We start from the raw sequence: 16,179 nt of genomic DNA, 5'->3' as shown, positions 1-16,179 counted from the left end.
CCCAGCAACGATAAAACATCCGCGAAGACGACTTGAATACACCTCCAATTCCACGTCTCATTTTGGCCGGCCTGTCGGGCGGGTCGGGGAAGACTATTGTCTCTCTTGGATTGACGCGAGCCTTGCGCAACTGCGGTCTGCGGGTGAAGGCCTTCAAAAAAGGGCCGGACTACATCGACGCTGCCTGGCTTGGATTGGCTGCCGGCGACGATGCGGTGAATCTCGATCCTATCATTATCCCGAAAGACCTGCTGCCTGGTTTGTTTCAATCCTCGGCAACGGGGGCCGATATTGCGATAATAGAGGGGAATCGTGGGCTGTTTGACGGCAAAGACGTGAGCGGTTCTTGTTCCACGGCAGAACTGGCTCGGCAGCTCGATACTCCCGTTATTCTTGTCCTTGATGCGACCAAAATGACACGTACTGCGGCGGCTGTTGTGCAGGGATGTGCCCACTTCGAGCCCGGTTTGCGGCTCGGCGGGGTGATTCTCAACCGCACGGCCGGCAATCGTCATCGGGCTATTTTGCGGGAAACCATAGAGACCTACACCGATGTGCCAGTGCTTGGGATGCTTCCCAAACATTCACCGAACCCCATTCCTGAACGGCACATGGGTTTGGTGTCGAATCGAGAACATGGCGGGTGTGAGGCTATCCTTGAGCGAATCGCTACGGTGATTGCCGATCATGTCGATGTGGATGCAGTCGTATCACTCGCGCAAATGGCTGCCCCGTTGCATACCGATGGTACGCCATTGTGGGGAGATCAGGTAAAAACTACGAGGAAGCCTGTGATCGGCGTTGTTCGGGACGCCGCATTTTGGTTCTATTATCCGGAGAATTTTGAAGCGCTCCGTCGTGCTGGTGCGGAGATTGTTTCTGTATCCCTTCTCGACGATACACCTTGGCCCGATATTGATGGTCTGTATCTTGGCGGTGGTTTTCCCGAAACTCATGCGCGGGCGTTGGCCGAGAATGTCGCTGTCCGTCATCGTATTCGCGACTTGTCCGCAGCCGGTTTGCCCATTTATGCCGAGTGTGGCGGCTTCATGTATCTTTGTCGCGAGCTTGTGACCCATGAGGGCACGTTCCCTATGGCCGGCGTTTTCGATCTCGCCACAACGCTATGCGAACGTCCTCAAGGGCTTGGCTACAACCAAGCGACCGTTATTACCGACAATCCCTTTCACCCCGTCGGCACCATTCTCAATGGTCACGAATTTCATTATTCCCGTTGCGTCCTCGATCCCGGGAATCTCACCTTCTGTCTGCATATGTCCCGCGGTAACGGTATGCTCGGGCAACATGACGGCTTGGTCGTCAACAATACCTTTGCCGCCTATACGCATATTCATGCTTTGGGGGCACCGCATTGGGCACCGGCATTTGTGAAGGCGGCTTTTGCGTATAGAAGGATAAAGAGCGAGTGACGAAGATATTTCCTGATGAACGTGACAGCGATATCGATAACGAGCGGAAATATTACGTACATTTTTCGGTTGTGTTTTTGCTTGAATCTCTTTCAGTATATTGAAATATCTGAATAATATCTATTCATTCTTCCCCTTACCTCCCTGTGCTTGCCGATGATATCATTTCTTCGTTGCTTCCTCGTGTCGAGCATGGTGTTCGCACATCACAGTTATAAATTGGGAAGACGCAATGTCTTGTACGGCATCAATGGCGTTTGTTCCGTTGGTTTTCTCACACTGTTTTCCTGTTTGCTGTAACCACGGCAAAACGTTAATCTCCAAGAACTTGCCAATCGCATGGCAGTAGTACTACAGTGCGTATGTTACCGTCATGAATAATCAGAAAAACGTTACCGCCTGTCACTATGCTCGAGGTCTCTTCGGCATTGATTGGCTTTTTGAGACCGAGTGTGGTGGGTATGTATCTTTGATGGAGCTCATTACCAACCAAGGCTCTTTGCTTCTGGCCGGTATCTTTGACCCTGGGTCTCCTTCGCGAGGAGGCTTATATTTTATTACGTCGACTCCAGGTGACGTCTAATATATAAGCGGTCAAGGCTTCATTGCGCTCGTCAGACAACTTGTATAAAATTCATAGAACGTAGTGAAGCATATCTCGAAATATATACTACATCTTGTGAAAGCCTGAGTTAAGGGTGCTGAATCCTTCGTCTGTACAACAAGACATGTCGTACAGGCAGAGGCACCTTTCATTTTTTGTTACACTGTGGAGTAAACGCTCTACACGTTTCAGAAGAGAGGAAACAGTTGGAATTGACACGCTGCACAACCGAGAAAGTTTCTTGGATTTTAGGATCGTCTCATGTCGTTCGTTGGAATAAATATATAGAAAGTGATATAGTGCAATGCGATCTCCCTCCGGACCATCTTTTTGGACGAGGAGGATTGCCTATTTGGTCGAAAAGATTGTTTAATGAGGCAGAGTCGATTCCTGATGATGAGGGGCGGATTGCCGTGTTGGTCGGTGATTTCCGGTTTGGAAATGGTATATGCCTCTGTGCTGAACAAGATGATGGCGTGCTGGCTGATGGTTTCGTTGCTATCGAACGTAAAGCCATGACTCCAGACTACGACCAGTACATGTTGAAGCGTGGATTGCTCGGTCTTGAATATTGGCATCGACATTTCGGGGGACGCGCAACCTACCTTTTTTGGTGTCTCTTCGGGCGAGAGGTACAGGATCGTCTTGCGGGGAAACATCTTAAACAAGGAAAATATCATCATCCGACCTTCAATTATTCTGAAATAGCCAAAGCTCTTCCAGAACTCGATATCGTCGACGTATCCCCTTTGTTGTCTCAGAGAATGCATGATGTCATCAGGCTTTTTATAGATTCAAGCTCTCATCCATCACAGATTGGCTATATTTTTTTGAATGGAGTGCTTTGTAAAGGCTACTCTCCGATGGAAGCCTATCGAAGTGCGGTGCGAGAAGTTGAAAGAGATCTCTGCAATTTGGCCAAGCAGATGGTGGAGAGCGCAGGATGCAAAATCGTTCTTACTGGTCGTTCTGTTTGGCTCGACACGTTGGTGCGTTATTTGGGCGCGACAGGCTTTAAAAAGCTCGCCGACGCGGGGTTAGTGTTGGCACCCCTTGATCGTGCTCCGGGACACAAGACGGCTTCTGATATTTGTGCAGAGTTCGACGTATCGGCCTGTGCCGTCGTGGTTGTATCGGCAGGAGGAAAAGATCTTTCTTCGGCTCTCGCGAAAGCATTCAATACGGACGAAGATGTTTGGGCTGATGTTCCTTGCATTGATTGGGAAAGTGCAGCAGCACTCATTATTGAATCTCGTCGTGGGACGCCGAACTTTCCTCGTCTTTCCCCGTCTTTACCGGAATCAAAGAATGTGATTCGTTTGAAGGTCTTTGAGCGTTTTGTTGAATTAGGAACAGCCGGAATGCCGAATTGGGGAGGGTTGCGCTATCTCCTCGAACAGATGGCATCTCAGCAAGTTCCCCGAACACCGTTTCCCAAACAACTCGATTACTCTATTTCGGGTGACGCTCTTGTGACAGGAGAAGGTATTGCGTTTTTGATTGGAGGTGGACATGCAGTCCAACAATATGCTTCAGGGGAACGGGTTCCAACTCGTCAATCCTTGAATAATTTCGCTCAGAATATCGCTGAACGTGTTACGCTCTCGAAATCGTTAAATATCGATTATTTGCATGTCATTTTTCCGGACAAGCAATCGATCTTGACTGAAGCATACCCGTTTAAGGTCGTTCAATGCCTGGGCGAAGAATATTTGAAAGAAGTGGACCCGGCTTTTGGGCCTCATATTCTTTATCCTGTTGAAGAACTTAAAAGGAGTTCTCAGTCTCCTTTCTATCCGCTTGACACGCATTTGACAGATGCAGGTTCACTGACAGTATTGCGACTTATGGTTGAAAAGTTAGGCTTTGACGTTCCACAAGCATATGAGCGCATAGCAAAATGTATTGTGAAGCCTGTGCGCCGCCCAGGTGATTTGGGACGGAAATTGGTGCCAATGCGCTACCAGGAAGTACTTCAACTTGAGCCTGATTGGAGAAATCGGTATTTTATTAGCGGTGGGGGGTTTAATGAAGGGATGATTGATATAATATTGAGCCCTGATGCGCCGATTCATAAAACAGTGCTTCTCTTCGGCGATTCATTTTTTCGATTGATGTTGAGACACATGGGAGCCGTTTTTACCCGTATCATATGTCTCCGCACACGCTTTCTTCATCCTGAAATGGTCTCCCTGATTCGTCCAGATATTATTTTTACAGGGAACGCTGAACGGTATCTCTCAAATGTGATTCCTGATCGCGATGCCTGGGCCTTTGCGTTGTATCCACATTTGCGGGGAACCACTGAGCTTGCCATGAAACCGGAATTCTTGGAAGCCTGGTCTGCGGTGACGTCACCAAGGTCGAAAAAATCTCAAGCTTTTTTTGAGCGTATCGAAAAAATCTAAAGGTATTCACCTGGGCTGGGAGGCTTGGTTGAAGCGGGCGAAGATGTTGTGTTTTCTGACTGCAGATGTCCTGCGGAAACGACATGCTCGGACAACAGGCGGCTTGGTCGTCAACAATACCTTTGCCGCCTATACGCATATTCATGCTTTGGGGGCGCCGCATTGGGCACCGGCATTTGTGAAGGCGGCGTTGAGGTATAGGAATACGGTGAGCAACAGGTAACCAACGGTTACTCCTGCTGTAATGCCTCGATTTCTCGACGAAGCACCTGGACATCATTCTGCCACACTGCATTCTTCGGATCGCGCTGGACCAATGGCTCCATAATCGCGAGTCCTTTTTTCAACAAGGCTAACGCCTTATCGTGTTGATGCAGAGCAAAATCAAGCCGAGAAAGTTTGTAATAGCTCACCATAAGGTCGCGCTGCCATTGTGCATTGCCCGGATCGCTGTCGGCCAGGCGTTGGGTAATGCTCAAGTCTTGTTCATACGCCTTTTTCGCACCGTCGGTGTCTCCGGTGGTTGCGAGGAGGTCGCCGATCTTGTTGTAACTGACGGAGAGGTCGCGCTGCCCTTGTGCATTGCCCGGATCGCTGTCGGCCAGGCGTTGAAAGATTTGCTGACTTTTCTCGTATTGTTGTCGCGCACCGTCCGTGTCTCCGGTGGTTGCGAGGAGGTCGCCGATTCTTTCATAACTGACGGAGAGGTCGCGCTGCCATTGTGCATTGCCCGGATCGCTGTCGGCCAGGTTTTGGGCTGTGCGCGATGCAGAATTATAAGCAGTACGTGCCTTCTCTATATTTCCTAGAGTAACCCACATGTTTCCTGTTTGTACTATGTTGGCAATTCGTTGATGTGTTACGCTGGGTGTTTTTGGCTCTTCAGCCATGATGCGATCCAGCATGGCGATATTGTCTTCAAATATTTGTCGGGAAATATGCAGCATACCGGGAATCGTGCTCAGTTTTTCCGGGATATCGAATGTGAGTCGATTGACGGCACTGAGGGCAAATTCTTTCTGGCGTTCTGCCCGGGCACGCTGGGTATCTGCTCTTACGTACATCCAGCCGGTCAGGCCCGTCAGTCCTATAAGCCCGGCAATGGCGAATTGACGAAGTCGTGTTGCGCGGCGCGTTCGTTTTAATGACAGCTTGAGAAATTTTTGATCTTGTGAGGAAAGCTCAAGCTTATGTTGTTTAAATAGTTTTCTTGCTTCAGTCAGAAACAATGTACTGGTTATAAGCAGATCTGGTCGCGGTTTTTCGCTTTTCTGCACTTCTATTGCCCAGGCCGTTGCTTCCTGGCTTAAGCGTGCACGATATTGTAGTGCCGGTTTTGCTTCTTCAATAATGGTTTTTGCTTTTTCCCAATGACTCAACAGCGCGTCGTGCGCAACACGCACGGTGCTGCTTTCGCCGTGGCCATCAACAACGAAGAGTCGAGCTTCAGGGGCGACAAAGGCGTCAATCAGGGGGAGGGCTTCCGGCAACGTGGTAAATGCATCTTTTGACACGGGGCGGGAGAGTACTATTTCGGGGTTCTCCGGACGTACGGTGACGAGTTTGAGGATAACAGTCGGAAGCGCGGCGTGTTGTTCTTCCTCAAGATTTGAGAAAATAGCATCGGCATGGGTGCCAATGGCACCTTCCAGGCCTCCCATGGCGTCATAGTCTGCGAATCGCAACAGTCCTTTCTCTGTATCACGTTGTTCAAACAGTTGGTCCAATGTGAACTGGAGCAGAGGTAACGCGCCGGGACTGCCGGCGGCTCGTTCCAATCGCTCGGCGAGATGTTCCCCTGTGTCCGGGTTCTCTTCGAATTCCAATCCGGCTGCTTGGGCGGGTTTGAGGATGATATCTCGAATTTCCGCCGGACCGGGAGGAGACAGCGTGTATTGTCCTCCGTCGTCCTTGAGTGTCCACAGCTGAGGAATCGTTTTGAGTTCCGTATACATATCGCTTCGCAACGTTGCGACAACGACACATCGATCACCACGGGCCAATGCATCAATTACTGTGGCGAAGTCATGTTGTTGCTCTTTGGAGAATGCGAAGAGTTCTTCCAGTTGATCGATAAGGACAAGGCAACGCAGATGCACATTGCGGTCATAGCCGTCGTTCTCGGCAATGTGTTTTGTCACGCGGCTTATGGCCGCTCCGACGGGGCGTAACGCCTGACTCGGTGCTTCTCTCCACGCTTGCAACATCTCTTCTCTGGTTGGACAATCGCCGTCAGCGAGTTCGGGAAGGGCAGATGTCTCGAAAAAGGCTTCGGCTAGGGTGGCAAGGGGATTGTCGCCGCTGCCCGGACGAATCGTCACCTGTCGCCACGCGTCCACATTGGGAAACGCCCCCGGTCGCGTGAGGCAAAGCCCTAGACCTGCCCGCAACAACGATGATTTGCCTGAGCCGCTCATGCCGGTGATGAGGAGAAATCCACAACCACGGAATGTGCTTGTTATGAGTCGGGCGCGTGTTTCTCGAATGACTCGGCTTCGCCCGAAAAAGACCGGAGCATGTTCGACGTCAAATGCTTCCAGCCCACGAAAGGGTGAACCCTTCTGTTCTATCGACCACACCACCTCTTCGGTCTGTTCGCTCAACCATTCTCGGAAATGAGCTTCGAATTGTTTTTCGAAATCGTCTGTACTCTGGAATTTCTGAGAAGCGGCGATAGAGAGGCCTTGCTCATTGCAAAACCATTGTTTCCAGAATGTTTCGACACATTGAAAATCCGTATCTGCTGTTTTCAGGTTTTGGGGCGGGCATGTCATTGCGGCGTCTTTGCGGTACATGAGGATGTGGGGAATGTGGCGTTCTTTGGCGGAAGCCATAGCATCCTCGAATTCCCATTCGGTGCCCGTCTTGGATTTCCCGTCTTTCCAGTACTGTTCCGGCAGGGGGGAACCGAGGCGGCTCCACAGGATGCAGACCACCATATCGCAAAGGCTTGGTCGGTCAATTTGGGCCTGAAAATCTTTGTCTGCAGTATAATAATGCTCTTCCCAGATGATGGGTTCAAGGCGAATGCGTTCACCCAATTCGGTTTGGATCTTCTCAATAACGCGTACAGCCCGCATGCGTTCATCTTTGACGTCATTGGGTGATGAAATGAATATTTTATAATGCTTTTTATCTGTTTTGTTCATGTCTCTGTGTAATGTTTTGTATTTGTATTTTCTCGTGTTGATAGATGATAGTTTTTTATTGATCAATATGTATTGAGTTGATCCACGGATTCGTTGTTCTTCTTGTCATCACCAAATTCAATTTGCCACTCATCCCTGGTGGCGGTAGTTTTCATGCCATCGAATCGTTACGTGTTCCCTAGACCTCCAGACCATCGAGAAGAATCATGAACATTTTGTACTCCCCCGAATGTGCCACGGAATATGGTGATTTTGGAATGGACATCCCGCATTATGGCGATCGCGCTGAGCGTATTCTTGCGGCGGTTAAACCGCCGAAGGACATGGTCACGGGATTTGATGAGCACTGTATCAGCCGAGAGGACATGCTGCGGATTCACGATGCAGCGTACGTGGATGCGTTGTTTTCCGAGACGCCCGATGCCGCGTTGCATGGTGTCTATGAACTCTATGACGAAAACGGGCAGCCGAATCGATTTCATCCGGAATCGGCAAAATCGACCATGCGTGAACTTGCCATGAAAGGCCGGTTCAATACGGCGGCAACGTACGCGGGCTGTATCGACGCTCTACATTCAGGATTTACCTATGTGTTGGCCGGTGGCATGCACCATGCCATGCGTGCCGGTGGGCGTGGATTCTGTCAGGTAAACGATATCGCTATTGCCCTGGAGCGGTGCCGGGCCGAAGGGCATATTCGTACCGCATGGGTTGTCGATGTCGATGCCCACCGCGGAGACGGAACGGCTGAAATTTTTCTCGGACGCGACGATATCCGCACCTTGTCCATTCATATGGCGCATGGGTGGCCGCTCGATACGCCGGCATTGGACGAACAGGGCCATCTTCAGAAGTGTCGCTATCCTTCCACGGTCGATATTCCCATCGTTGCTGGCGGGGAGGCGCACTACGTGCCCGCCTTGGCGCAAGGGATGTTGTTGCTGGAATCCTTGTCCATGCAAAAGCCCGATCTCGTCGTGGTTGTGAATGGTGCCGATCCCTACGAATATGATGCGTTGGAAAGCGCACGGTTGATGCAACTCAGCGCGCTCCAGATGTTGTCACGAGACCGTTTGATTCATCAATTTTTTGCTGTCCGTAAGATTCCGCAAGTATGGCTGTTGTCAGGTGGGTACGGTCCGCATGCCCACGAACCGGTTGTCAATTTTTTAAAGGAAATGGTGGAGAAGAACACGTCACGCGACGCGAAGTAAGCGTGTGTCGAGGAGGGCGAGTGTGCTTTCCTCTGACCACTTGTCCGTAAAGGGACGGTGATTAACAGTCTGTATCGTTGGAAGGAGAGCCAAGGATATCGCTGTATCCCCAGGCGATATCCCACCATTGGGGAAAGGTGATTTTAGAGTGGAGCCGAGGGCCGAACGTAACGTGCGGTTCAAGCGACCAGACGTGTGGCGTTTCGATGTGGTCCACTAATCCAATGGCCTGGCCAGGAGTGCAGACGATATGTTTACAACGCAGGCGGGTGGCTTCACGGTGGAGAAACTCGAACTGCTGTTTGTTGAAGATATGATGTTGCGGAACGACATAACGCATTCGCGGACGTAACCCGAGCAGCTCCGTTGCCGCATTGAAGGCCATGTCATCGTCCTGTTCCGAGGCGACCAACAAGTAGGGCTCTTCGTTGAGGTCGGCTGCCGGTTCGCCGAAGGCACCCCGACGTAATCGCCAGGCACGTATGCTAAAGCTGAAAACCGGCTTTTTAAATTGTTCGAGGCGTTTGCGAATGAGTGTTTGGCGGGCTTTGAACTCCAGCTCACTAATGTAAAGCATGATGGCATCGGCTCTATGCAGGCTCTCGACGGTTTCACGAAACCAGCCTGCAGGAAACACTATATTCCAGTCTTCGGCCAAGTCCCGAACATCAAGGATAGCCAAATTGGCTTGTGCTTTGGGCGTTCGACCAGAAAAGTCATCGTGGAGAAATACCATGTCCGCGCTGAATCTATCCCGCGCCGCGGCCGCTGCACGGGAGACTGTTGAGCCGATGATGATTTTTGTTTCCGGGCGGTAGCTGGATAAGAGATACTTGTCCATGCCAATTGATTTGGGCGTATCGGACGTTTCCACGACTCGTGGGAGATCGGATTGCCAGATGTGGTGCGCTTTGGTTGCGACAATGGGGAATTTCCCCCGATGGACCGCCCATCCCAGGAGCCAGGAGGTAAGCCAGAGGGTACCGCCGCATCCGATAGACAATCCTCCGACGCGCACAGAGGGAGCAACGGCGGTTTCGGATTTGACGATACCTTTGCCCTGCAGGCTGGTTCGTATACGGTGAAAAATACGATACCCGGCAGCGGCAAGACGAAGCGGCAGGCTGAAGCGTTTTTGAAGGCGATTACGTGTAGGCATACAGAAAAGGCGAAGAGACCCGGCGGTCTCTTCGCCTTGAACATGCAATAGGCCGACGGCTAGTCGCGGCTTCCGCCGAAAAGTCGAAGCAGCATGAGGAAAAGGTTGATGAAGTCGAGATACAGGGTCAGCGCACCGAGAATCGTTGCACGGCGAACCACGGTACCACCTTCGGCAGGAGCGGTTTCGCCCATGATTCTGAGTCGCTGCGTGTCATAGGCAGTCAGGCCGGTGAAGACAAGGACGCCGATACACGAAATAACAAAACTCATGGCCGAACTATGCAAGAAGATATTGACCACCGAGGCGATGATGATGCCAATGAGGCCCATGAACAAAAAGCTGCCCCATGAGGTCAAATCCTTCTTGGTCACGATGCCGTAGATGCTCATGGCACCGAACATGCCGGCCGCAACAAGGAAGGCGTTGACGATGGACGACTGGGTATACACAAGAAAAATGAATGACAGCGTCACCCCGTTGAGGGCGCTATACAGCATGAACAAGAGTGTGGCCGTGGTGCCGGAAATGCGGTTGATGGCCATGGACAGCCCCGCAACCAACGCGAGCTCACCAATCATAAGTCCAAAGAAGACCATCTGGTTTTGAAAGATAAACTGCATCATGGCGGTGTTCGACACGACATACAGCGACACGACAGCCGTGACGAGCAAGCCGATAAACATCCAACCATACACGCCCCGCATAAAGGCGTTCAGCGCCAAGGAACGGGACGCCTGATAATCAACCGAGCGATAGTGGGCCATATTAAGAGCCTCCTGAGTTCTTTTCACGGTAGGTTTTTGAGAGCATTCTCTTTAGCTTCAAATACGCACGAAAGCAAGTTGGGGCAAGAGCAAATAGAAAAAACCCGGGTCCGTAAACTCGGGTGTGCGCGGAAGGAATCGGAATGTTCAGCGATGGGAGCAAGACGGACGGACCGGCGAAGCACTCTTTTTTCTAGGTATTTCTTGATCTGTTCGCTCGTCGCGGACCTGGTCCGTCTTACGTCGCCACCAGTAATGGGCCAAGCGACCGTGGCTTTGAGCCGGAAACCTCGTATATAAAGGGCATTTCTTTTGGTGTTGCTTTCCGGGATGCCAGCTCACCTGTCGCCGAGCTTACTTACAGAATAAGCATGATATGTGCCAGAAGCAAGGGGTTTCGTTTTGTTCTGTTTTGTTAGGGCGTTGTCTCTGGTGGAACGTACGGCCACAATTGTCAGTGCCATATTCTCGTCACGATTTGGGCATTGCATTGTTGTATGGTCCCGCTCTTGACGTCAATTCACTGACGATGCGTTCGTATTTTCGTGTCTTTGACGGTCTTCACTTCTGTTCCGAAGCGACGTTTTTGAGTTCGGTAAGCAGTAGGCGAGCCGAGGGGAGAGCGCCCTCGGTGTCGTATTCGGAGACATGCTGCTCCATTGTCTCGACAAGATCGGTGTAATTATTGTTGAGCAGTGTTTTGACTTGCTCCAGAAGGTCTTCCGATTCGATGTTCCCTTGCTCAAGGGAGGTAATCAATTTTTGGGTGCACTCGACAGCACGATCGATTTCATCCTGTGAGAGGTGAACTCTCGTGATGTCCATGTCATGCGTCTTGGGTGGAGGAGTGAAGGACGCTGTTGAAGCAAGCACAACATCCAAAGCGCTGTTGAAGGTGCTGAGTATTTCACGCTCGATAGACGTTCCGTGTTCTTTCACGGCCACTTCCAGGTTCGTTGCAGCATCTTGAAGGTGCTTGGCTCCAATGTTGCCGGCAACCCCTTTCAGTGTATGGGCGAATCTGGCAAGTGATGCTGTGTCCTGGGTGTCGAGCATCTCCTGGAGCTTGGACGGTGCATCGTGGAACTGAGAAACAAAATCGACAAGAAGTCGTTGAAACAAATCGGCATTGCCAGATAACCGACGCATTGCATCATTGACGTCAATTCCGTCGAGCACAGGCATGGAAGATGACACGGCAGGCTTCTCTGGTATGATGGCGTGTTGCGGTGTGCGCGCCGGAATCCAGCGAAGTAACGCCGAAAACAATTCATCCGGGTCGATCGGTTTCGTGACGTAGTCGTTCATGCCTGCTTCCAGGCATTTGTTACGGTCTTCAGCCATGGCATGAGCGGTCATGGCGATAATCGGGAGTTGTTCTTTTCCCTCTTCACGTCGAATGGCTCGTGTGGCGTCGAAGCCGTCGAGTTCAGGCATTTGCACATCCATCAGAACGGCCTCATAGGTATTATTTTGGATGGCCTCAATGGCTCGGCGGCCATTGTCTGCAATATCGACATCAAATCCCGCATTATGCAGAATTTCCAAGGCAACTTGTTGATTGATGGGGTTATCCTCGACCAGGAGGAGCTTGGAGTCCCGAATGCTTGTGACATCAACCTCTTTTTGCGCAAGGCCGGCTAATCCTCGGATCGATCGGCGCTCGGAGCGACCGAAAACTTCCATAATCGCATCGAACAGGTCGGATTGACTCACTGGCTTGGTCAGCGTGATGAGATGGTGTGCATTGTGTTTTTCTATATATTCCAGCATGTGTTCACGATCTTTGGCCGAAGCCAAACCAATGTATGCTGGATGATCCTGCTTTCCAGGCAAATCTGTTGGAGCTGAAATATCGACATCGTCGAATCCATCGACTCCCCACGCCATAAAGACGATATCAACAGGGTGCTGTTGTTCGGTGGCCAGGGATAAGGCCTCATGCATTTGGGAAACAGAGTCTACAGATGTCACCAGAAAACCAAAAGACGTCAAATATTTCTGCAAAACCTCTTGGGTCGTTACGTTTTCTTCAACAACAAGAATATGAAGACTACGGAGATCGCGAGGAACTTCCGGCATCTGCTGTTGTTGTGTGGTGCGGCTAAATGCGGCTGTAAAGAAAAACGTTGATCCCTGACCAAATTGACTTTCTACGCCAATAGTGCCGCCCATCAGATCGACAAGGCGTTTGCAAATGGCCAAGCCGAGTCCGCTTCCCCCATATTTGCGGGTGGTGCTTTCGTCGGCCTGGCTAAATGACTGAAAAAGACGAGATTGTTGATCATCAGACAACCCTATGCCCGTGTCGCGAACGGCAAATCGAAGCAGAACGGAATCCTCGTCTTTCTGTTTCATGGAAACACTGACGACAATTTCTCCCTGATGAGTGAACTTAACGGCATTGCTGGCCAGATTGATCAGAATTTGTCCAAGCCGCAATGGGTCGCCGACCAACGACGTCGGGATTTGGGGATCGACATCGAAAACTATTTCTAACCCTTTATCCGCAGCGGACAAACTGATGATGTTGGAAAGATTGATGAGTACATCATCAAGTTCGAAGGGGACGCGCTCAATGGTCATCTTTCCGGCTTCGATTTTTGAAAAATCGAGAATATCATTGATAATTGTTAATAAAGCGTTTCCCGAGGTTTTGATCTTGGCAATGTAATCATACTGTTTCGGGGTCAGTTGCGTGCGGAGTGCAAGGCGAGCCATACCGATGATGGCATTCATAGGGGTGCGGATTTCATGGCTCATGCGAGCGAGAAATTCGCTCTTCGCCTGGTTGGCGGACTCTGCAGCTTCTTTGGCGCTTTTAATATCCTGCTGGATGGCTTTGAGTTCGCTAATGTCGTGATGCAGGGCGACGACACCGCCTTCACGCGTCGGGTGACGCGAAACACTGACCCAGATACCGGACGGAAGTTGCCGTTCGTATCCGGAGATATCCTTCATAGCCGCGAGTCGGAACGCAATGAATTGCTCTTCGGCCTCCTCGGTTTGCTCATACCGGCCTTTGCGATAGAGGACACGAAGAATATTTTCGTAGGGAACGCCTGGTTTGAGGATATCGTCGGCCTCTGGATAGAGGTCTTTGTATTTCCTATTCAATACGACGACACGCATCGTCGCATCGAACATAATGAGCCCGGCGTCAATGCTATCAATAGCGTCTTGAAGGAGAGACCAGGATCGCCGTAATTCCTGATCGGCTTTGATCCTGTCGGTCATGTCGGTAATAACGCCGCTGAGAAACTGCAGTTTGTCTTCATTGTCGTACGTTGCCTGGCCTTTTTCGACGACCCATCGAACTTCGCCATTTTCTCGAATAATGCGGTACTCGATGAGGTAGGGACGTCGCAGGGATACGGCTTCATGGATCGCATCTTCCACAGTCAGGCGATCTTGAATGTGGATGATATCGATAAATCGACGTTTGGAAGACGTTGTAAATGCTGAAGCGGGGTATCCCGTTAATGTCTCCACTCCTGCGCTAATGAATTCCATTGTCCAACCGATATCATCCGCTCGTCGATACACAACGCTGGTTAATTGCGAGACGAGCGACATGTACTGGGCATTGCTTTCGCGGAGCGCATCGTCTGCTTCTTTACGTTCGGTGATATCGGTAAATGTTTGAACAAATCCACCATTTTTCATGGGAGCATGGCGCATTTCCAGCTCCCTGCCTCCGGGACCGGGTATCTCCACAACAAATGGTTTTGACCAATCAAGTTGTTGGAGTTGTTCTCGTTCTTTGGAAGGAATCGCGACATTTTCAAGCCACTTCTCGATGAGGTCACGAACCTGAGGATACGCCTCCAGTGATAAAGAGGAGAGCTGAAATAATTGGGTAAATCGTGGGTTGAAGGCCACCACCTGACCGCTTTCATTGGCCATAAGAAGCCCTTGGTCCATGTTCTTCATTGCCGCTTCGAGAATGTCACCGCGTCGCGTCACTTCGTCCTGAAGTTTCTTGCTGTTGGTCATGTCGCGGAATGTCGCCACAATGCGGCGTTGGGTATCTTCGGTTTGGACACCGATGGATAACTCCAAAACACGCTGGGAGCCTGAAGGCAGTGAAACGACGACTTCACGGCGTAAGCCATGGTCTTCGGTCAAGTTTTCCCCACGCAAATCAGCATAAACCGCTTCTGCTTCGTCGGGGTCAGCGGGGGAGATAATATCGTGAACACGTTGTTTCTCTGTTTGATCTTCATTGATTTCGAAGAGATGGAAGGCCGCGGGGTTCATGTACAGAATTTCACCACGGGAATTCGTCATGAGCATAGCGTCCCGCGCCGTTGTATTCACAAGCCGAAGCATTGTTTCGCTAGCCTTGAGATCAAGTTGGCTTTGGCGACGCACCGCTCGTCCTTTGGCCAAGACCCAAGAGACGACAAAGAGGGCAATTAAACAGGCACTCAATGCGATAATGGCGGTGGAGTACCACTCCAGAGACAGGGCGTTTGTTGGTACATGCGAGACGATATACCATTTTGCTTCGGATAAGAGCGGGGAATCTGAAACTGTTTGCTTCTCGGTACACTTCGTGACGCATACCCGGTGAAACGAAAATAAACCGGTCGAGGTCTTTATTTGGCCTTCTGAAGCCGTCTGTATGTGCTTCCATACCTCTGGGTACTGGGCGGAAAACGTGCTTGTCTCGCCTTTATCAAACATAAAAGCCCATTCCAGAGAGGGGTCGGGGCCATACAGCCAATATCCGGAAGCATTGAGTAAAGAGAGAACACCTGGGGTATCAAGTGAAGCACGTCGGAGCTGGTCAAGTAAAATTTGTCCCAAGTAATTCAGCACGACGACCCCACGCAGCTTCCCCGTCGAATCGTAGACAGCTTTGGAGAAGCGGATCATAGGCTTGAAAGGTACTTCAATCTTTCCGTGCTCAATATTGAGATCAAATGCAGAGATTGCTACGCTCCCATGGGCTACAACTGCGTTGCGAAAATACGTCCGTCCACTTTTGTTTTGCAGACTGTCGTGTGCGGTTACGACGGGCCCTTCCGGACCCGCATTGATGCGGACGAGTTCCATGCCTTGCGGAGAAAGAAGACGAACCTGGTCGTATACGTCCGTATTGGCCATGAAGATGGTGAGGATTGCTTCGAGTTCATTATTGTACTTGATACCCTCTGCAATGAGGTCGGCGAGGATGGATATATCGGCGAGGCGATTTCTGATGCGGTTTTCAAGAAGTCCAGCTTCCAGAGCGACAAGGTTTTTTTCTCGCAAATTGAGGCTACGCTGGTACATTTGGGTTTCCATGCGCATGAATATACTGAAGACGATGATGACAAGCAGTGCAGCCGGCGTGAAGAACGCCAGAATTTGTATTAAAGCGGGACGAGGAGTCGTGTTGGCCATATGAGTATTGAGCCTTGTTAATGTTAATCGGCATGACAACTTCAGCAATGGACAAGT

Annotated in this window: 9 protein-coding genes; 5 read left to right on the top strand and 4 right to left on the bottom strand. The window is 50.6% G+C overall.

From position 1 onward, the window contains the following. Nucleotides 1–32 precede the first annotated feature (32 nt). From G451_RS0125520 to G451_RS34460, 4 genes are all read left to right on the top strand, one after another. A complete protein-coding gene (locus tag G451_RS0125520) occupies nucleotides 33–1,430 on the top strand; it encodes a cobyrinic acid a,c-diamide synthase CobB (RefSeq protein WP_084448788.1) in 1,398 nt (465 codons plus the stop codon). 373 nt (nucleotides 1,431–1,803) lie between these two features. Beyond that, nucleotides 1,804–2,013, top strand: coding sequence for a hypothetical protein (locus G451_RS0125510; protein WP_027186443.1), 210 nt, complete (start codon nucleotides 1,804–1,806; stop codon nucleotides 2,011–2,013). Between the two features lie 365 nt (nucleotides 2,014–2,378). Further along, nucleotides 2,379–4,442, top strand: a complete 2,064-nt coding sequence (locus tag G451_RS0125505; protein WP_156921827.1) for an alginate O-acetyltransferase AlgX-related protein — start codon at nucleotides 2,379–2,381, stop codon at nucleotides 4,440–4,442. A 28-nt stretch (nucleotides 4,443–4,470) separates the two neighbouring features. Then, nucleotides 4,471–4,665 (top strand): type 1 glutamine amidotransferase family protein, encoded by a 195-nt coding sequence (locus tag G451_RS34460; protein ID WP_156921826.1) that lies wholly within the window; start codon nucleotides 4,471–4,473, stop codon nucleotides 4,663–4,665. Nucleotides 4,666–4,672: 7 nt separating this feature from the next. Here G451_RS34460 and G451_RS0125500 read toward each other — a convergent pair whose 3' ends face one another. Beyond that, on the bottom strand, nucleotides 4,673–7,591 hold the full coding sequence (locus tag G451_RS0125500) for an nSTAND1 domain-containing NTPase (protein WP_027186441.1): 2,919 nt from the start codon (nucleotides 7,589–7,591) through the stop codon (nucleotides 4,673–4,675). A gap of 206 nt (nucleotides 7,592–7,797) precedes the next feature. Between G451_RS0125500 and G451_RS0125490 the strand changes: the two genes are divergently transcribed. Next, nucleotides 7,798–8,805 (top strand): arginase family protein, encoded by a 1,008-nt coding sequence (locus tag G451_RS0125490; RefSeq protein ID WP_034644097.1) that lies wholly within the window; start codon nucleotides 7,798–7,800, stop codon nucleotides 8,803–8,805. 61 nt (nucleotides 8,806–8,866) lie between these two features. Here G451_RS0125490 and G451_RS0125485 read toward each other — a convergent pair whose 3' ends face one another. The 3 genes from G451_RS0125485 to G451_RS33425 all read right to left on the bottom strand — a co-directional run bounded on the left by G451_RS0125485 (nucleotide 8,867) and on the right by G451_RS33425 (nucleotide 16,122). Further along, nucleotides 8,867–9,964, bottom strand: a complete 1,098-nt coding sequence (locus G451_RS0125485; protein WP_027186439.1) for a tetraacyldisaccharide 4'-kinase — start codon at nucleotides 9,962–9,964, stop codon at nucleotides 8,867–8,869. Between the two features lie 59 nt (nucleotides 9,965–10,023). Then, the gene (locus G451_RS0125480) at nucleotides 10,024–10,731 is read right to left on the bottom strand and encodes a Bax inhibitor-1/YccA family protein (protein WP_027186438.1); all 708 of its coding nucleotides are present in this window, start codon (nucleotides 10,729–10,731) and stop codon (nucleotides 10,024–10,026) included. Between the two features lie 561 nt (nucleotides 10,732–11,292). Beyond that, the gene (locus G451_RS33425) at nucleotides 11,293–16,122 is read right to left on the bottom strand and encodes a PAS-domain containing protein (RefSeq protein ID WP_051261919.1); all 4,830 of its coding nucleotides are present in this window, start codon (nucleotides 16,120–16,122) and stop codon (nucleotides 11,293–11,295) included. Between the last annotated feature and the right edge of the window lie 57 nt (nucleotides 16,123–16,179).

This window comes from Desulfovibrio inopinatus DSM 10711, assembly GCF_000429305.1.
GTDB lineage: Bacteria > Desulfobacterota > Desulfovibrionia > Desulfovibrionales > Desulfovibrionaceae > Alteridesulfovibrio > Alteridesulfovibrio inopinatus.
The sequence above is the reverse complement of the archived record's forward strand: the minus strand, read 5'-3'. Positions and strand labels throughout refer to the sequence as shown.

Coding starts and splice junctions, on each gene's coding strand:
- G451_RS0125510 (WP_027186443.1), top strand. CDS start 1,804: ATGAATAATCAGAAAAACGTTACCGCCTGTCACTATGCTCGAGGTCTC.
- G451_RS0125500 (WP_027186441.1), bottom strand. CDS start 7,591: ATGAACAAAACAGATAAAAAGCATTATAAAATATTCATTTCATCACCC.
- G451_RS0125490 (WP_034644097.1), top strand. CDS start 7,798: ATGAACATTTTGTACTCCCCCGAATGTGCCACGGAATATGGTGATTTT.
- G451_RS0125485 (WP_027186439.1), bottom strand. CDS start 9,964: ATGCCTACACGTAATCGCCTTCAAAAACGCTTCAGCCTGCCGCTTCGT.
- G451_RS0125480 (WP_027186438.1), bottom strand. CDS start 10,731: ATGGCCCACTATCGCTCGGTTGATTATCAGGCGTCCCGTTCCTTGGCG.
- G451_RS33425 (WP_051261919.1), bottom strand. CDS start 16,122: ATGGCCAACACGACTCCTCGTCCCGCTTTAATACAAATTCTGGCGTTC.